The 17,298-nt window shown below is 67.0% G+C and carries 14 protein-coding genes; 4 read left to right on the forward strand and 10 right to left on the reverse strand.

The features are described from left to right. Nucleotides 1–22: 22 nt before the first annotated feature. Together bluB and C8J45_RS10785 are read left to right on the forward strand one after the other, a co-directional pair. On the forward strand, nt 23–664 hold the full coding sequence (gene bluB, locus C8J45_RS10780; protein ID WP_107963302.1) for a 5,6-dimethylbenzimidazole synthase: 642 nt from the start codon (nt 23–25) through the stop codon (nt 662–664). Between the two features lie 221 nt (nt 665–885). Next, nucleotides 886–1,737, forward strand: a complete 852-nt coding sequence (locus tag C8J45_RS10785) for a TorF family putative porin (protein WP_107963219.1) — start codon at nt 886–888, stop codon at nt 1,735–1,737. A gap of 333 nt (nt 1,738–2,070) precedes the next feature. On the opposite strand, the gene C8J45_RS10790 is transcribed toward C8J45_RS10785, so the two are convergent. The 7 genes from C8J45_RS10790 to C8J45_RS10820 all read right to left on the reverse strand — a co-directional run bounded on the left by C8J45_RS10790 (nt 2,071) and on the right by C8J45_RS10820 (nt 8,957). After that, the gene (locus C8J45_RS10790) at nt 2,071–2,484 is read right to left on the reverse strand and encodes a DUF3035 domain-containing protein (RefSeq protein ID WP_107963220.1); all 414 of its coding nucleotides are present in this window, start codon (nt 2,482–2,484) and stop codon (nt 2,071–2,073) included. Then, nucleotides 2,477–2,980, reverse strand: coding sequence for a signal peptidase II (gene lspA / locus C8J45_RS10795; protein ID WP_107963221.1), 504 nt, complete (start codon nt 2,978–2,980; stop codon nt 2,477–2,479). The genes C8J45_RS10790 and lspA overlap by 8 nt, the downstream gene beginning before the upstream one ends. Further along, nucleotides 2,973–5,870: an isoleucine--tRNA ligase gene (gene ileS / locus C8J45_RS10800; protein WP_107963222.1), complete on the reverse strand. Its 2,898-nt coding sequence runs from the start codon at nt 5,868–5,870 to the stop codon at nt 2,973–2,975. The genes lspA and ileS overlap by 8 nt, the downstream gene beginning before the upstream one ends. A gap of 68 nt (nt 5,871–5,938) precedes the next feature. Continuing rightward, the gene (locus C8J45_RS10805; RefSeq protein WP_107963223.1) at nt 5,939–6,862 is read right to left on the reverse strand and encodes a bifunctional riboflavin kinase/FAD synthetase; all 924 of its coding nucleotides are present in this window, start codon (nt 6,860–6,862) and stop codon (nt 5,939–5,941) included. A 69-nt stretch (nt 6,863–6,931) separates the two neighbouring features. Further along, on the reverse strand, nt 6,932–7,396 hold the full coding sequence (locus C8J45_RS10810) for a dihydrofolate reductase (protein WP_107963224.1): 465 nt from the start codon (nt 7,394–7,396) through the stop codon (nt 6,932–6,934). A 195-nt stretch (nt 7,397–7,591) separates the two neighbouring features. Continuing rightward, on the reverse strand, nt 7,592–8,110 hold the full coding sequence (locus C8J45_RS10815) for a hemerythrin domain-containing protein (RefSeq protein WP_107963303.1): 519 nt from the start codon (nt 8,108–8,110) through the stop codon (nt 7,592–7,594). A gap of 52 nt (nt 8,111–8,162) precedes the next feature. Then, nucleotides 8,163–8,957, reverse strand: coding sequence for a thymidylate synthase (locus tag C8J45_RS10820; RefSeq protein WP_107963225.1), 795 nt, complete (start codon nt 8,955–8,957; stop codon nt 8,163–8,165). A gap of 100 nt (nt 8,958–9,057) precedes the next feature. Between C8J45_RS10820 and C8J45_RS10825 the strand changes: the two genes are divergently transcribed. Continuing rightward, on the forward strand, nt 9,058–9,435 hold the full coding sequence (locus tag C8J45_RS10825; protein ID WP_258191414.1) for a JAB domain-containing protein: 378 nt from the start codon (nt 9,058–9,060) through the stop codon (nt 9,433–9,435). 361 nt (nt 9,436–9,796) lie between these two features. Here the strand turns inward: C8J45_RS10825 and C8J45_RS10830 are convergent, their stop codons facing one another. From C8J45_RS10830 to C8J45_RS10840, 3 genes are all read right to left on the reverse strand, one after another. Next, complete coding sequence (locus tag C8J45_RS10830) at nt 9,797–10,480, reverse strand: class I SAM-dependent methyltransferase (RefSeq protein ID WP_258191408.1); 684 nt, start codon at nt 10,478–10,480, stop codon at nt 9,797–9,799. Nucleotides 10,481–10,515: 35 nt separating this feature from the next. Further along, the gene (gene prfB / locus C8J45_RS10835) at nt 10,516–11,643 is read right to left on the reverse strand and encodes a peptide chain release factor 2 (protein WP_107963304.1); all 1,128 of its coding nucleotides are present in this window, start codon (nt 11,641–11,643) and stop codon (nt 10,516–10,518) included. Between the two features lie 105 nt (nt 11,644–11,748). Continuing rightward, nucleotides 11,749–14,268 carry a penicillin-binding protein 1A gene (locus tag C8J45_RS10840; protein WP_107963228.1) on the reverse strand — a complete coding sequence of 840 codons (2,520 nt, stop codon included), beginning with the start codon at nt 14,266–14,268 and terminating at the stop codon, nt 11,749–11,751. A 502-nt stretch (nt 14,269–14,770) separates the two neighbouring features. On the opposite strand from C8J45_RS10840, the gene hrpB reads away from it, so the two are divergent. After that, nucleotides 14,771–17,293: an ATP-dependent helicase HrpB gene (gene hrpB / locus C8J45_RS10845; protein WP_107963229.1), complete on the forward strand. Its 2,523-nt coding sequence runs from the start codon at nt 14,771–14,773 to the stop codon at nt 17,291–17,293. Nucleotides 17,294–17,298: the final 5 nt, after the last annotated feature.

The raw sequence follows: 17,298 nt of genomic DNA on the forward strand, positions 1-17,298 counted from the left end.
GATTTCCGATCGAGGCGTGTCCGTGCGGGAGGCTGACGCCCCCATCTTCGGCCCCGCGTTCCAGGCCGAGCTGGACACGCTGTTCCGTTGGCGCCGAGACGTCCGGCGGTTTCGGCGCGATGCGTTGCCGGCCGGGCTGCTCGATCGGCTGCTGGCGACGGCGAACGCCGCCCCATCGGTCGGGCTGAGTCAGCCGTGGCGGTTCGTCACGGTCGACGACCCTGCACGCCGCGCCGCGGTCCGAGCCGATTTCGAGACGTGCAATGCAGCGGCGTTGGCGACGCAGGATGGGGCGCGGATGGCGAACTACGCGCGGCTCAAGCTCGCCGGGCTCGAACAGGCGCCGTGTCACGTCGCGGTGTTCGTCGAACCCGACCCGGAGCAGGGCCATGGTCTCGGTCGCCGGACCATGCCCGAAAGCGTCGCGTATTCCGCCGTCATCGCGGTCCACACCCTGTGGCTGGCAGCGCGCGCGCACGGAATCGGCCTCGGCTGGGTCTCGATCCTGGACCCCTCCCGCATCCGCGAGGTCCTCGAAATCCCCGAGACATGGCAGCTCGTGGCCTATCTTTGCGTCGGATATCCGGAAATCGAGGCGATTACCCCGGAACTGGAGCGCGAAGGCTGGGAAAAACGGCGTTCGATCAACATCGTGGTGCGCTGAGACACGCTAGATACCCGGTTCAACTGCCCGGCTGCACTGTGGCGATTGCGCAACATGCGTGCTGTCAAAGCCCGATTGTACGCAAGATTCGCTTGTGCAACGCACCATGGACTGTCATCGCGGTGTCACCGTTGGAAAGACCGCACTGGGGTTCGGCCCCGAAAGATGCGGCGTCCACGGATGCAGGGCGGACATCGACTTCCGGTATCGAAAGGGAAACGATGCGCTTCACCACACTTCTTCTCGGCGGCATTGCTTTGGCTGCCGCAACGCCAGCGTTCGCGCAGGACGACACCGCTCCTCCCAAGGAGGTCACGGTCAGCGGCGCGGTCGGGCTCGTCAGCGACTATCGCTTCCGCGGCGTGTCGCAGTCGGACGAGAACCTCGCCGTCCAGGGCGGCATCACGATCACGCACAAGAGCGGGCTGTACATCGGCACCTGGGGTTCCAACCTCGCAGGCTGGGGCACGTTCGGCGGCGCCAACATGGAGCTCGATCTGATCGCGGGCTACAAGGTGCCGGTCGGCGGCGGCGCGCTCGACGTCGGCGCGACCTGGTACATGTACCCGAGCGGCTTCGACAACACCGACTTCATCGAGCCCTATGCCAAGCTGTCGGGCACCGTCGGCCCGGTCGCACTGCTCGCCGGCGTAGCCTACGCGCCCAAGCAACAGGCGCTGGGGCCGTGGTATACCAACGGTGCGTCGGCGGCGGCCGGCGTATACGACCGCGTCAATGCGAAGGACGACAACCTCTATCTCTGGGGCGACGTCAGCAGCGGGATCCCGACCACCGGCGTGACCGTGAAGGCGCATGTCGGCTATTCGCGCGGCAACAAGGGCCTCGGGCCGTTCGCGACCAGCGTGTCGCCGACCGGCGAATATTGGGACTGGCTGCTCGGCGCGGATTACGTGATCCCGACGACGCCGCTGACGCTGGGCGTCGCGTATGTCGATACCGACATCGGCAAGGGCGAGTCGGCGTATCTCCAGCCGAGCTTCAGCCGCGGGCAGGACGGCAATGGCTCGATCGCCAACGGCAAGGTGCTGGTGTCGCTGACCGCGGCGTTCTGAGCGCTCTGAGGAGAGGGCGCGGCGAGCTTTCCGCGCCCTTCAACCTAAAAGCTTGTTTCCCCGCGAAGGCGGGGACCCAGTCTGGGCTCCCGCCTTCGCGGGAGCACAAGGAAGGGCGCTCTGAGCTTGCATCAGGGCCTTCAACTTTTTGATCGCCCCACCCGACCCATCATCCTGGGCTTGACCCAGGATCCAGAGCCGCACGCGTCGCGCTCATGGCTCTGAATCCTGACTTTCGTCAGGATGACGGGGGGGGGCGGCGGAACGAACCGTCAGACACGAAAAGGGCGGCTCCGCGAGGAGCCGCCCTTTTCGTCAGCCGCTGGGACGCGATCAGTTCGCGGTCGTGCGTGCGTCCTGGCCGTCGCCCTCTGGTGCTGCGACGATGTCGCGCGTCGTCGAGCCCTTGTCGACCACGGTCGTGCCGGGATCGCCGACGCTCGACCGGATGCCGGGATCGTCGCTGTCTGCGCCGGCATCGTTGACCACGCCGGTCTCGGCAGCACTACGCGGCGCAGTACCACCGAACAGCGCGTCGAGCGTCTGCGCGTTGGCGGCGGTGTCCTGCGGGCGTGCGGCGCCGGGCTGTGGCGGGACCAGTGCGAAGTCGGGTGGGATCACGAGCGGCGCCTGGCGCGCTACGGCGAACTCGTCCGGACGTGCGTGATCGAGGCTACGGCCTGCCCCGCAACCCGAGAGCAGCGCGACGCATGTGAGGCCGGCGGCCAGGGGTACGAACTTACGCATGGGAATTCTCCACAGGGGGCTTCTCGCGCACGAGGAGCGCCCGAACAAGCAGGACGAGCACGCCGACAGTAATCGCTGCATCGGCGACATTGAAGACCAAAAACGGACGCCACTCGCCGATATGCAGGTCGGCGAAATCTACCACATAGCCGAGCCGAATCCGGTCGAGGATATTGCCGATCGCGCCGCCGAGCACGAAGCCGAGCGCGACCTGGTCGGCGGGGTTCTTCTCGCGCGTCATCCACACCGCGACGCCGACCGCGATCGCGCCGGTCAGCAGCACCAGCGCCCAGCGGGTGAGGTGGCCGTCGGCGGGGAGCAGGCCGAGCGAGATGCCGATGTTGGGGACGAAGCGCAGGTCGAAGAACGAGGTGATCGTCTGCGAATCACCGAGCGAATCGATCCCGAGCGGCTTGGTCACCGCCCATTTGCTGATCTGGTCGGCGAGGAAGAGCGCAATCGCGGCGCCGAACCCGGCTTTTGGCAGGTTACGCATCGGCCACTACCTCGTCGCATCGGTTGCAAAGCTCGCCGTCGACCGTCACCTCGGGGAGGTGGCGCCAGCAGCGGCCGCATTTGTGGAAGTCGGTGCGCGTCACAGTGACGGCGTCGCCTGGCGTGACCTTGGCGACGATGAACGCCTCGGCCAGTTCCGCAGCTTCAGTCGCCCCAAGAGGCGACATCGATCGGATCGTGACCTCTGCCTCCAAACTCGAGCGCACGGTCTTTTCGCGACGCATGGGTTCGATCGCTTCGGTAACCGTTTCGCGAAGTGCACGGACCTGCGTCCACTTCTTCCCGACCTCAACGCCGTCCTCCACCTCGGGCAGCGACGGCCATTCGAGGTAGTGCACCGAGCTGTCGTCGTTGGGAAAGCGCGACTGCCACACTTCTTCCGCGGTGAAGCAGAGGACGGACGCAGCGTAGCGGACCAGCGCGTGGAACAGCACGTCGAGGACGGTGCGGTACGACCGGCGCTTGATGTCGCTCGGCGCGTCGCAATAGAGCGAGTCCTTGCGGATATCGAAGAAGAACGCGGACAGGTCCTCGTTCGCGAAGTCGGTCAGCAGGCGCGTGTAGCGGTTGAATTCGTAGGCTTCGGCGGCCTGTCGCAGTTCGGTGTCGATCATGCCGAGGCGGTGGAGCACGTAGCGCTCGAGCTCGGGCATGTCGGACACGGCGACGCGCTCCGAGGCGTCGAAGTCTTCGAGCGCGCCGAGCATGTAGCGGAACGTGTTGCGCAGCTTCCGATACGCGTCGGAGGCGGTGGCGAGCACCTCCTTGCCGATCTTCACGTCGTCGAAATAGTCGGTCGAGGCGACCCACATGCGCAGGATGTCCGCGCCGGACTCGCCGATGATCTTCAATGGATCCACGACGTTGCCGAGCGACTTCGACATCTTCCGCCCCTGGCCGTCGAGCGCGAAGCCGTGCGTGAGGACCGCGTCGTACGGTGCGCGACCGCGCGTGCCGCAGCTTTCGAGCAGCGACGACTGGAACCAGCCGCGATGCTGGTCCGAGCCTTCGAGATACAGGTTCGCGCGCGTTCCCTCGCCGTAGCGCGCTTCGACGGTGAAGACGTGCGTGCAGCCGGAGTCGAACCAGACGTCGAGGATGTCCTTCACGACCTCATAGTCGGCGAGGTCGTAGTCGGGGCCGAGCAACGCCTGGTGGCCGTCGGCATACCACGCGTCCGCGCCGTTCTGGCGGAAGGCCTCGACGATCCGCGCGTTGACGGCGGGATCGTTGAGGTACTGGCCGGTGGCGCGGTTGACGAACAGCGCGATCGGCACGCCCCAGGCACGCTGGCGCGAGATGACCCAGTCGGGGCGGCCCTGCACCATCGACGTGATCCGGTTTTCGGAGCGCGCGGGGATCCAGGTGGTGGCGGCGATCGCGTCGAGTGCGATTTCGCGGAGGGTGGCGCCGTTGCCTGGCTCCCTCTCCCCGTCGGGGAGAGGGCTGGGGTGAGGGGCTGTTCCGGGCGCGGCATTGCTGGGCTGCCCCTCACCCTGACCCTCTCCCCGGAGGGGAGAGGGAGTAGAAGACGAGTCCATCGGGATGAACCATTGCGGGGTCGCGCGGAAGATCACCTTGGCCTTCGAGCGCCACGAATGCGGGTAGCTGTGCTTGAAGTCGTCGCTCGCCGCGAGCAACGCGCCAGCCTCGCGCAGGTCCTCGCAGATCGGACCGTCGGCACTCACGAACTTCTTGTTGATGACGCTGCCCTGGCCACCGAGCCATACCCAGTCGGCACGGTACATCCCGGCGCCGTCGATCGCGAAGACCGGGTCGATGCCGTATTGCTTGCAGAGTTCGAAATCGTCCTCGCCGTGGTCCGGCGCCATGTGGACGAGGCCGGTACCCGCGTCGGTCGTGACGAACTCGCCGGGGAGGAACGGACGCGGCTTCGCGAAGAACCCGCCGAGTGCGTGCATAGGATGCCGTGCGGTTGCGCCTTCAAGTTGCGAGCCGCTGAAAGTGCCTTGCGTTGTGCCTTCGCCGGATGTCGGCTCGAAGCCCCAACGCGTCATCGACTGCGGCTGGCAGCCAGCAGCAATGACGTAGCGCTTGCCGCGCCACTCAATAAGTTCGTAGGAAATCTCAGGCCCATAGCTTAGCGCTTGGTTCACCGGGATCGTCCATGGCGTCGTCGTCCAGATCACCGCATGCGCGCCGACCAGTTCTGGCGCGTTCGGCGCTTCCACGATCTCGAACGCGACGTCGATCTGCGTGGAGACGATGTCCTCATACTCGACCTCGGCCTCGGCGAGCGCGGTCTTCTCGACCGGCGACCACATCACCGGCTTGGCGCCGCGGTACAGCTGGCCGCTCTCGGCGAACTTGAGCAGCTCGCCGACGATCGCGGCCTCGGCCTCGTACTTCATCGTCAGATACGGATCGGCCCAGTCGCCCATCACGCCGAGCCGCTCGAACTCGGCCTTCTGCACGGCGACCCATTTCTCGGCATAGGCGCGGCATTCTGCGCGGAACTGGTCGACGGGGACGTCGTCCTTGTTGAGCTTCTTCGCGCGATACGCTTCCTCGACCTTCCACTCGATCGGCAGCCCGTGGCAGTCCCAGCCGGGGACGTACGGCGCGTCCTTCCCCATCAGCGACTGCGAGCGGACGATGATGTCCTTCAGGACCTTGTTCATCGCGTGGCCCATGTGGATGTCGCCGTTCGCGTAGGGCGGGCCGTCGTGCAGGATGAACCGCTCGCGCCCGAGCCGCTGTTCGCGCAACCGGTCGTAGATGCCGAGCTTGGCCCAGCGCTCCAGGATCGCCGGCTCCTTGGCGGCGAGGCCCGCCTTCATCGGGAAGTCGGTCTTCGGCAGGAAGACGGTGTCGCGGTAATCGCGGGCGGGCGCAGGAGTATCGGTCATAAGTGGGCCGGGCTGTAGCCGGTAGCGGCTCACGTTGCCATCCCTCTCCCTCGCGGCGAGGGGCGCGGTTATGCCAGGATCGTCCGCGCGCGCGCGCAGTCGGCGTCCATCTGCGTGATGAGCGCATTGAGGTTGGCGAACTTGGCCTCCGGGCGGAGATACTCGATCAGCGAAACCTCGATCCGCTGGCCGTACAGGTCTTCGCCGAAATCGAAGAAATGTGGCTCGAGCAGTTCCTTGGGGGGATCGAAGCTCGGGCGGATGCCGAGGTTCGCGGCGCCTTTCAGCACGCGACCATCCTCCAGCCGCCCGGTCACCGCGTAGATTCCGTAGGCGGGGCGCAGGTAATTGCCCATGTCGAGATTGGCGGTCGGATAGCCGATCGTGCGGCCGACCTTGTCGCCGTGCTGGACGAAACCCTGGATCGCGAACGGGCGCGTCAGCAGGCGGGTGGCGGTGGCCATGTCGCCAGCGCGCAGCGCCTCGCGGATGCGCGTGGACGAGACGGTCTCGCCCTCCAGCTCGATCGCGCTCACCGTTTCCGCGCGAAATCCGTGCGCGGGGCCGCGCGAGGCGAGCGTGCGGACGGTACCGGCCTTGCCCTTGCCGAAGGTGAAGTCCTCGCCGGTGACGACGCCCGCGACGCGCAGGTTGCGTTCGAGCCGTTCGGTGATGAAGCGTTCGGCCGTCAGCGCGGCGAGATCGCCGTCGAAATTGAACACGACCATCGCATCGGCGCCGGCCTTCTTGAACAGCTCCAGGCGTTGATCGAGCGTCGTCAGGCGGAACGGCGCGGTATCGGGGCGGAAATGGCGGACCGGATGCGGATCGAATGTCGCCACCAGCGCGGGGCGCCCCTCGGCACGCGCCCAAGCGACCGCACGCGCGACCACCGCCTGGTGACCAAGGTGAAATCCATCGAAATTCCCCAGCGCGACGATCCCGTTCGCCAGATACGACGGGAGCACCGCACCGCCGTCGAGACGTTGCATGCGCGGGTCAGTAACCAGCCGTCGCGAAAGGCGATAGTCCTTCCGTAACCTTGTTGCCCCGGACAGTCTTTAGGGGCGGGTGAGCGTGACGAAGCTGTAGGCCGGGCGGTCGTTTTCGGCGGGGTGGTCTTCGCGGGCGATCTCGTGCCAGCCGTCGAAGGCGGGCACGGTCGCGTCGCCGTCGGGGGCGGCGTGGACTTCGGTCAGTTCGATGCGGTCCGCATGGGGGAGCAACTGCGCGTAAATCTGCGCACCGCCGATCACTGCGACGTCGTCGCCCGCCATCGCCAGTGCCTCGTCGACCGAATGCGAGACTTCCGCACCGTCAGCAGTCCAGTTGCCGCGCGTGAGGACGATGTGACGGCGACCGGGCAGGGGGCTCGGGAAGCTCTCGAACGTTTTCCGGCCCATCACCATGGGCTCGCCCATCGTGAGCGCCTTAAAGCGCTTTAGATCGGCGGGGATGCGCCAGGGGAGTTGCCCGTTGCGGCCGATGACGCCGTTGCTGGCGCGGGCGAGGTAGAAGGTGATCATGCGGGGGTCATGCCGGAATGGGTGGCGGGGTTCTAGTCCGGGGATTACGCCCGAACCAAACGCTAGCACCTCCCCGGCGGAGGCCGGGGTCCAGTTGGGAAACGTTGCTAACGGAGCGCTGCGTCCCGTCACTCCCACCTTTCCAACTGGGCCCCGGCCTTCGCCGGGGAGGTGGAGTTTGGGGACATGTGAGGTTCAGCTCGGCGCGTGTTCCTTCACATACGCCTCGGGGTCCTTGTCGACGACCTTCACCCCGTTCAGATGATTTGCCTCGAACGCCGCGAACCGTACGCCAAGCTCGTGTCGCTCTTCCAGCGTCGCATGCTTGCGGAAATCGGTCAGGCCCTGGCGCTCTTCCTCCGCCAGGTGATCGCTGTTCGCCTTGTTGCATTCGCCGACCGCTGCGAACCATGCGTCCGATCCGACCGGGTGCTTGTCGACCGCTTCGCCGGTGTCCCGGATGTCGTTGTGATCCTCGATCGCATCCTCGGTCTCCTCGGCGGCCGAGTCGGCGTCGTTGCCGCCGGTGCCGATCTTCATCAGCCGCGGGTAGAAGAAGCGCTCCTCCGCCTCGGCATGCGCGTCGAGCAGGTTCTTGAGGCGGGTCCAGAGCGCCGACAGCGCCTCGGTGTCCTTGGCGTCGATCGAATCGATTTGTGCGAACAGGGCACGCTGCTGCGCGTGTTCGTCGAGAATAAGCTGTGTGATATCCATGCACATCTGAACCGCACAGCGCCCGCCCGGTTCCTATTGCGATTCGCTCTCGTCAGACCGCGACGGGCGCCTTGATATGCGCCTGCGCGACGTAGTCTTGGAGGACGAAATCCTCATACTCGTACGCGTCGATTGAAACCGGTTTCCGGAGAATCTCAAGGTGCGGGAGCGGTCCCGGCGAGCGCGTCAGTTGCAGCTGTGCCTGCTCCAGATGGTTCGAATAGAGGTGGCAATCGCCGCCGGTCCAGATGAACTCGCCGACCTTTAGCCCGCATTGCTGCGCGAGGATGTGCGTCAGCAGCGCGTAGCTGGCGATGTTGAATGGCACGCCGAGGAAGATGTCGCCCGAGCGCTGGTAGAGCTGAAGCGAGAGCTTGCCGCGTGCGACGTGCGTCTGGAACAGGCAGTGGCACGGCGCGAGTGCCATCGCGTGCAGGTCGCCGGGGTTCCACGCGCTGACGATCTGGCGGCGCGAGGCGGGGTTGGTCTTGATCTGCGCAATCAGCTCAGCGATCTGGTCGATGTGGCGGCCGTCTGCGGTAGCCCAGTCGCGCCATTGCTTGCCGTAGACCGGGCCGAGATCGCCATTCTCGTCAGCCCACTCATCCCAGATCGCAACCTTGCGCTCCTGCAACCAGCGCACGTTGGTGTCGCCGCGGAGGAACCACAGGAGCTCGACGATGATCGAGCGGAGATGGAGCTTCTTGGTGGTGAGCACGGGGAAGCCCTGTGCGAGATCGAACCGCATCTGCGCGCCGAACACGCTGAGAGTGCCGGTGCCGGTGCGGTCCATCGTCTCGACGCCGGTCGAGAGCACGCGGTCCATGAGGTCTAGATATTGGCGCATGCTGGGGGCGTAGCGGCGCGGGGGCGGGGGCTCAAGCGGATGTAGTTGCGCGTGCGGTGGCTGGTGTCGCGGGGCAGGCGGGTATGTGCCGCTGCCGTCCGTGCCTTCGTGTCGTATCGCCGACCTTGCCGCGGCTAGCGCGCTCTTCGCCAGCTTGCGTGATGCCACGGTAGAGACGGTGGCGGTCGCGTATCTTGATCCGGATCGGAGGCTTCTCGGGATGCGGCATGTCGTCGGGGGGCGGGATCAAGTGACGATCTCGATCCGGACAGTCGCGGTGGATGCGCTGGCGTTCGGCGCTCACGGGGTGATCATCGCGCACAACCATCCGAGCGGGGATGCGACGCCAAGCGAGCGAGACGTAGGGTTCACGCGGGCGCTGGCGGCTGGGTTGCGGACGTTGGAGGTGGTGTTGCTCGATCACCTGGTAATTGCGGGGAACGAGGTGACGAGTTTGCGCGCGATGGGGATCGTCTGACTTGTCGCATCGATTCTTACCGAACCTGTAGCTAGCATCAGCGAGATGGGGCCGTCTCCCAGATGACGACAGAAAAGGTTGTTTCCCCGCGAAGGCGGGGACCCAGCCTGGGCTCCCGCCTTCGCGGGAGAACAAGGAAGCGTGGGCTGTCGTCGGACTGCGGGCGACAGGTCTACAACTCTGCGGGAATGGCGTGGTGTGAGGAGTGTTTGCCCCAAACACACCACCCCGGCGAAGGCCGGGGCCCAATTGGGGGACGTCGCCAACGAAGCGCAGTTCGCGGTTACTGCGACCTTTCCAATTGGGCCCCGGCCTCCGCCGGGGTGGGGCATCTGGATCGGTTAGGAATGAGAACCCGATGTCACCCCAGCCGGCACGCCCGGATCGCCTCAGGCGCCGGCCGTGGCCCGGTCGCGCGGAACGTCGCGATGTAGCCCCCGGCGGAGGGCATGTCGTCGGTATCCACCTGCGTATACCCGACCGCCGCGAACTCGCACTTCAGCAGCGCCGGCGGCGTGCCGTGGTTCTGCGTCGGGCGGTTCGCGTCGACCACGACAACCAGCCCGTCGGGTTTCAGCGACGGCCGCAACCGCCACAGGAACTCGTAGGGCTGCTCGATCTCGTGATACATGTGCACCATCAGCACCCGGTCGAAGCTCGCCTCGGGCAGCTTGGGGTCGTTCGCCTCGCCCAGCTTCACGCTGACGTTCGCCAGATCCTCGCGCGCGACGCGTTCCGCGAGCTGGTCGCGCACCGCCGGGATGATGTCCTCGGCGAGCACGCGCCCGTCCTTGCCGACGCGCGCGGCGAGGCGGATCGTGTAGTATCCCTCGCCCGCGCCGATGTCCGCGACCGTCATGCCCTTGCGGATCTCGCCCTTGTTCATGACCTCGCCGGCCTCGTTGAGCCGGTCGCGCGCTTCCTCGTTCGACCAGCGCGTCGAGACGATCGACGCGACCGGACGGTCTGCGGCGGGGAACACCGGCTCCTTGGGCTCGCGCTTGATCAGCGGCTTGCTGCCGTCACACGCGCATAGCGCAAGCATCGGTAGGACCATCAGGGCAAGGGCACCCCGCAAGCTCAATCGACGTCCTCCACCTCGACGGCCTCGCCGGTCACGCGCTGCGACAGCGCCGCCGCCATGAACATCTCGAGGTCGCCGTCGAGCACGTCCGACGGGCTGGTTGAGACCACGCCGGTGCGCAGGTCCTTCACCATCTGGTACGGCTGGAGCACGTACGAACGGATCTGGTGACCCCAGCCGATGTCGGTCTTGCCGGCATTCTCGGCGTTCGCGGCGGTCTCGCGGATCGCCAGTTCGCGCTCGTACAGACGCGCGCGGAGCTGGTTGTAGGCCTCGGCCTTGTTCTTGTGCTGCGAGCGTTGGTTCTGGCACTGCACGACGATGCCGGTCGGAATGTGCGTGATGCGCACCGCCGAATCGGTCGTGTTGATGTGCTGACCACCCGCGCCCGACGCACGATACGTGTCGATGCGCAGGTCGCTCTCGTTGTATTCGACCTCGATATTGTCGTCGACGACCGGATACACCCAGACGCTGGCGAACGACGTATGCCGTCGCGCAGCCGAGTCGTACGGGCTGATCCGCACCAGCCGGTGCACGCCGCTCTCGGTCTTCGCGTAACCGTACGCGTTCTCGCCCTTGAGCAGCAGCGTGGCGGACTTGATCCCGGCCTGCTCGCCCGAATGCTGGTCGACCAGCTCGACCTTCAGCCCGTGGCGCTCGCCCCAGCGCGAATACATCCGGCTGAGCATGCCGGCCCAGTCCTGGCTCTCGGTCCCGCCGGCGCCGGCGTTCACCTCGATATAGGTGTCGTTGGCGTCGGCTTCGCCCGCGAGTAGCGCCTTGATCTTGTCCTTGTCGGCACGCGCGGCGAGTTCGGCGAGCGACGCAACGCCCTCCGCCTCCATCTCGGTATCGCCCTCGGCCTCGGCCATCTCGATCAGCTCAGACGTGTCCGACAGCTCGCTCTGGATCGCGCGCGTCGCGCTGATCGCCTCGTCGAGACGACGACGCTCGCGCATCACCTCCTGCGCGGCCTTGGGATCGGACCAGAGCGCCTGATCCTCGACGCGCGCGTTCAGCTCGTCGAGACGACGCAGCGCGCGGTCCCAGTCGAGGAAGCGGCGCAGCAGCGCCAGCGCGTCGTTGATGGTGTCTACGTGAGCCTGCGCTTCGGCGCGCATGATATTCTCCAAAAATTCCGTCTTCCCGGCGGAGGCCGGGATCGCCGTCCCAAGCGAGCGGGGCGGGTCTCCGGCGGGCGCCGGGATGACGTCTATATAAGTGCGCTAGTAGATTCCGCCTTGTCTTTGCAAGAAATCGCTATCGCGCGGGGCTTCGGCCTTCTTCACCGCGGTCGTCGTCGTAGCAGCCGTGGGGGCGACATCCGAGCGTCGCGCCGCACGCCGCGGTTCGCTCTCGGGCTTGAACGCCTCCCAGATCACCGCGGGTTTGGGATCGCTGGTGTCGGGCCACGTGCCATAGACCGGACGGCCGCTACCGCGATCGATCCGGACCATGCGGATCCCGGCGGGCGCGCGGAACGGCAGCTTGGGCAGATCCTCATACGCCTTGACCGCGAACTGCTTGAAGATCGGCGCGGCGAGCGTCCCGCCCTGTGCTGCGCCACCGAGGTTCTTCGGCGTGTCGAAACCGATGTACAGTCCGCCGACGAACTGCGGCGTACCCCCGACGAACCACACGTCGGTCGGGCCGTTGTTGGTCCCGGTCTTGCCGAACATCGGCCGGTCGAGATCGCGCAACGTCACCGCGGTGCCGCGCTGGACGACGCCTTCGGTGATGTGGACCATCTGGTAGGCGGTCATCGCGTCGAGCACCTGGCGCTGGCGCGTGATCGGCCGCGGCATCGGCTTGCCGTCCCAGTCGGGCGCGTTGCAGCGATCGCAGGGCCGCCAGTTCTCGGGCCAGATCACTTTCCCGTGACGATCCTGGACGAAGTCGATCAGCGACGGCGGGCCGCCCTTGCCGTTGTTGGCGAGAATAGAATACGCGTTGACCATCCGCCCGACGGTCGTCTCGCCGGCGCCGAGCGCGTAGGACAGATACGGCGCGTAATCGCCGACGCCCATCTTCTTGATCGTCGCGACGACCTTGGGCATCCCGGTCTGCGCGGCGGCGCGCACCGTCATCAGGTTGCGCGACTGCTCGATACCCCAGCGCATCGTGTGCGGGCCGGACCCGCGCGAATTGCCGAAGTTGCGGAAGCATTTCTGCCCCAGCCGCGCGCCCTGATAGACGCAGAACGGCCCGTCGACGATGATCGACGCGGGCGTCATGCCGTTGTCGAGCGCGGCGGAATAGACGATCGGCTTGATCGTCGAACCTGGCTGGCGCATCGCCTGAGTCGCGCGGTTGAACGCTTGCAAGCGGTCGTCAAAGCCGCCCTGCATCGCCAGCACGCGGCCCGATGCCGGCTCCTCGACGACGAACGCGCCCGAGACCTTGGGGATCGCCCGCAGCGAAAAGTCGCCGCCGTCGGGCGCGACCGCGATGATGTCGCCGACCTTGATCGCGCCGAACGCGTTGCCGCCCTTGCCCCGCACCGGCATCTGCGCCGCGTAGCGCGGCAGCGTGCCGGTCTTGCCGGTGCGGAAGCCGAGGCTCCAGGCGTTACCGTCCTTGCCCGTCACGATCGCGGCGACCCAGTCGCGGTAATCGAGCGCGATATTGCTGTTGAGCAACGGCTGGAGCCAGTTGTCGTCCTCAATCTCGACATGACGGATCGGGCCGTTCCAGCCGCGTCCGCTGTCGAACCGCACCAGACCATCACGCAGGGCTTGCTGCGCCAGATCCTGCAACTTCGCGTCGAACGACGTCCGCACCCACAGCCCGCCCGAATAGACGCTGTACGGCCCGTCCTTCGCGTTCTCGCCGAACTTCGCCATCAGCTGGCGGCGGACTTCCTCGACGAAATAGCCGCCGACGCTCTCGAACTTCGGCGTCCGCCGCATCACCGCGCCGAGCGGCTCGGCATTGGCCTGGTCATGCTGCGCGCGCGTGATGAAGCCGTTGTCGAGCATCCGGTTGAGCACATAGTTGCGTCGGATCATCGCGCGCTCGGTGTTGCGCATCGGATCGTAGTTCGACGGACCCTTGGGCAGGATGGCAAGATACGCCATCTGTGCGAGATCGAGCTGATCGAGCTCCTTGTCGAAATACGCATGGCTCGCGGCCTCGACGCCGAACGCGTTGCGGCCGAGCGCGATCTGGTTGAGGTACAGCTCGAGGATCTGCTCCTTGGTCAGCGTATCCTCGATCTTGTACGCCAGCACCGCCTCGCGCAGTTTGCGCGACGGCGAATAGGCGTTGCCGATCAACAGGTTCTTCGCGACCTGCTGCGTGATCGTCGAGCCGCCCTTGGCGCGCTTGCCGGTGCCGAGCTTGGTCGCATAGTCGTACACCGCGCCGGCGAGGCCGGGATAGTCGACGCCGTGATGCTCGAAGAACGACTTGTCCTCCGCGGCGAGGAACGCCTTCACGAGCAGCGGCGGATATTCGGCATAGCTCAGCTCGACGCGCCGTTCGCGGGCGTAGCTGTGGATGGGTGCGCCATCGATCCCGCGGACGTTGGTCGGCAGCGGCGGCTCGTAGGTGCGCAACGTGTCCACGGAAGGTAGGTCACGCATGACCGCGAACCAGAACGCGAAGATCGCGACGAAGCCGAGCACGACCAGCACCAGCGCCGCCTTGGTCCACCGACTCGCCCACGCGCGCGAGACCCTGCCGCGCAGCCGGTCGGAAGTGCGGCCTGTCGCCGTCGTCGAGGTGGGGGAGGGATCGGACGCCATGATTACTGCCGCAGCGTCTAGCAGGTTCGCGGGCGCTTGCCAGCCTTCGGTGGGATAGGGGCGGGGTGGGCTCTCGCAACGCGTTCGTCACGGACAAACTCGTCTGATGCCCGGCCCGTTCGGATATGCGCACCACCACGGCGGAGGCCGGGGCCCAATTGGAGAGGTGGCAATAACGGAGCGCAACAGCAGTCAGCGCCGTTTCCCAATTGGACCCCGGCCTTCGCCGGGGCGGTGTGGTTGGCGGGTAGGTAAGCCATCGACGTCCGTGAGCTCGAACGATCCTCCCCCGCCAGGGGGAGGTGGCACCGAAGGTGACGGAGGGGGAGGACACGGACCCGAAGTCGTCGCTTACCGCCCCCTTCGTCAGGCAAGTGCCTGCCACCTCCCCCTGGCGGGCGAGGATCGAAAGCGCGCGATCATCGGTTTGAATCCGCACCTTCCCAACGGACCGCCCAAGCAAAACCTGTCGCCAACCCCGCTACTGTGGCAGCAGGCGCGGATGACTCCGCCGCCGCTCCCGATCCTAGCCGTACTCCCCGACCTCCTCGCAACCCTCCGCGACCGAACTTCGGCAGTTCTGGTAGCCCCCCCGGGCGCCGGCAAAACCACCGCAGTAGCGCCGGCTCTCCTCAACGAACCCTGGTGCACCGGCGAGATACTCCTCCTTTCCCCCCGCCGCCTCGCCGCGCGCGCCGCCGCCGAACGCATGGCCTCCACCGCTGGCGAACCGGTAGGCCATACGTTCGGCTACGCCACCCGCATGGACAGCAAGCGCTCCGCTGCGACCCGCGTGACGGTCATCACGGAGGGCATCTTCGTAGCCCGTATCCAGGCCGATCCCGAACTCGCCGGCGTGTCGGCAGTGCTGTTCGACGAAGTCCACGAGCGCAGCCTGGATGGCGATTTCGGCCTCGCGCTGGCGCTCGATGTCCAGGCCGGCTTCCGCCCCGACCTCCGTATCGTTGCGATGTCTGCAACGCTCGACGGTGCACGGTTCGCAGCATTGATGGACGGCGCCCCCGTCATCGAAAGCGGAGGCCGCAGCTATCCCCTGACCCTTCGCCACATCGGGCGGCAAGCCGAACTCCGCATCGAGGACTCGGTCGCCGTCGCGATCCGCCGCGCGCTCGGCGAAGCGGAGGGTGGCGTGCTCGCGTTCCTACCCGGCGTCGCGGAGATCGAACGGACCGCCGACCGCCTCGCCAATTTGCCCGACGACATCGTCCTTCACGAACTCCACGGCAGCCTTGACCCCGCCGCGCAGCGCGCCGCGATCCTCCCGGAGCCAGACGGCCGCCGGAAGGTCGTGCTCGCGACCAGCATCGCCGAGACCAGCTTGACGCTCGATGGCATCCGCATCGTCGTCGACTCGGGGCTGGCGAGACGCCCCCGCTACGACCGCGCCGCCGGCATGACGCGCCTGGTCACCGAGCGCGCAAGCCAGGCCGCGGTCACCCAACGCGCTGGCCGCGCCGCGCGGCTGGGGCCGGGCATCGCGTATCGCTTGTGGGAAGAAGCGGCGACCGCAGGCCTCCCAAGGTACGACCCGCCGGAAATCCTGGAGGCGGACCTGTCCGCGTTGGTGCTGGCGTGCGCATTATGGGGTGTCGGCGATCCGCGCGACCTCCGCTGGATCGACCCGCCCCCCGCCGCCGCGATCGACGAGGCAATGGCGCGGCTGACGACGCTGGAGGCGATCGAAGACGGTCGCCCGACCTTGCATGGCCGCGCGATCGCGAAGCTGCCGATGCCGCCGAGACTCGCGCATATGCTGCTGAGGGCGGGGGAGCGCGGCTTGGCAAACACAGCGGCGCAGATCGCGGTTCTGCTCGGCGAGCGCGGGATCGGTGGACAGGACGTTGATCTGGAAACCCGCCTCCGCCGCTGGAAAACCGAGCGCGGGGCCAAGGCACAAGCGGCGCGAGCAATGGCGGAAAGGTGGGCAAAACTTGCCCCCCTCCCGCTTGCGGGAGGGGTCGGGGGAGGGCGCGACATACCCCAAGCGCGCGGCACTGCTGGGTCAGCCCCTCCCCCGACCCCTCCCGCAAGCGGGAGGGGAGCAGAAGTGTGTGTCGCGCTCGGCTTCCCTGATCGCGTCGCGCGACGGCGCGACCCGTCCGGCGAAACCTGGGCCTCGGTCGGCGGACGCGGGTTCAAGCTCGACCCGACGTCACCGCTCGCCCGCTCCGAATGGCTCGCCGTCGCCGACACGCAGGGCTCGGCCGCTGGCGCGCGCATTCTCTCAGCAGTGGTGATCGACCAGGCCACAGTCGAAACCCTCTTCGCCGACCGCATCGAATTCCGCCGCACCGTCACGTTCGACCCCACGACCGGGGGCATCCAAACGCTGCGCGAACGCCGCCTCGGGGCGATCCGCCTGTCGAGCGGCCCTGACAGCGGCGCCGACCCCGATGCGATCCTCGCCGCGCTCATCGACGGCGTCCGCGAACACGGCGTTGCGCTGCTACCGTGGAGCGACGGCGCCCAAGCGCTGCGCGACCGCGCCGCCTATGCAGGCGTTCAACTCGACGACGCGATCCTGCTCGACCGCGCCGACGAATGGCTCGCCTCGCTCCTGGCCGGCAAACGCCGACTCGACGCGATCGTCCCCGGTGCGCTGGCTGAAGCCTTGCGCAACCTGCTCGGCTGGGACGCGATGCAGACGATCAACCGCCTTGCCCCGCCCGATTTCACCAGCCCCGCCGGCAGCACGCACGCGATCGACTACGCAGCCGAAGGTGGCCCCCGGGTCGAACTCCGCGTGCAAGCCTTGTTCGGCCTCGCGGTCCACCCGGTGATCGGCGAGGCCCGCGTACCGCTAGTGCTGAGCCTCACATCGCCCGCCGGCCGTCCGATCCAGACAACGCGCGACCTGCCCGGTTTCTGGGCAGGCAGCTGGACCGCGGTGGCGAAGGAAATGCGCGGCCGCTACCCCAAGCATCCCTGGCCCGACGACCCCGCCGCGGCGTCCGCCACGCTGCGCACGAAAAAGGCGGATGCAAGGGCCGCCGGTTCGCGATAAGGGGG

The organism is Sphingomonas sp. PP-CE-3G-477 (genome assembly GCF_003050745.1).
In the GTDB taxonomy this organism is placed as follows: domain Bacteria; phylum Pseudomonadota; class Alphaproteobacteria; order Sphingomonadales; family Sphingomonadaceae; genus Sphingomonas.

What these genes read in the sequence shown, in the direction of transcription:
- C8J45_RS10790 (WP_107963220.1), bottom strand. Translation starts at nt 2,484, where the DNA reads ATGCGTAAGTTCGTACCCCTGGCCGCCGGCCTCACATGCGTCGCGCTG.
- C8J45_RS10820 (WP_107963225.1), bottom strand. Translation starts at nt 8,957, where the DNA reads ATGCGCCAATATCTAGACCTCATGGACCGCGTGCTCTCGACCGGCGTC.
- lspA (WP_107963221.1), bottom strand. Translation starts at nt 2,980, where the DNA reads ATGCGTAACCTGCCAAAAGCCGGGTTCGGCGCCGCGATTGCGCTCTTC.
- C8J45_RS10840 (WP_107963228.1), bottom strand. Translation starts at nt 14,268, where the DNA reads ATGGCGTCCGATCCCTCCCCCACCTCGACGACGGCGACAGGCCGCACT.
- C8J45_RS10830 (WP_258191408.1), bottom strand. Translation starts at nt 10,480, where the DNA reads ATGCTTGCGCTATGCGCGTGTGACGGCAGCAAGCCGCTGATCAAGCGC.
- prfB (WP_107963304.1), bottom strand. Translation starts at nt 11,643, where the DNA reads ATGCGCGCCGAAGCGCAGGCTCACGTAGACACCATCAACGACGCGCTG.
- C8J45_RS10810 (WP_107963224.1), bottom strand. Translation starts at nt 7,396, where the DNA reads ATGATCACCTTCTACCTCGCCCGCGCCAGCAACGGCGTCATCGGCCGC.
- hrpB (WP_107963229.1), top strand. Translation starts at nt 14,771, where the DNA reads ATGACTCCGCCGCCGCTCCCGATCCTAGCCGTACTCCCCGACCTCCTC.
- C8J45_RS10815 (WP_107963303.1), bottom strand. Translation starts at nt 8,110, where the DNA reads ATGGATATCACACAGCTTATTCTCGACGAACACGCGCAGCAGCGTGCC.
- C8J45_RS10805 (WP_107963223.1), bottom strand. Translation starts at nt 6,862, where the DNA reads ATGCAACGTCTCGACGGCGGTGCGGTGCTCCCGTCGTATCTGGCGAAC.
- ileS (WP_107963222.1), bottom strand. Translation starts at nt 5,870, where the DNA reads ATGACCGATACTCCTGCGCCCGCCCGCGATTACCGCGACACCGTCTTC.
- C8J45_RS10785 (WP_107963219.1), top strand. Translation starts at nt 886, where the DNA reads ATGCGCTTCACCACACTTCTTCTCGGCGGCATTGCTTTGGCTGCCGCA.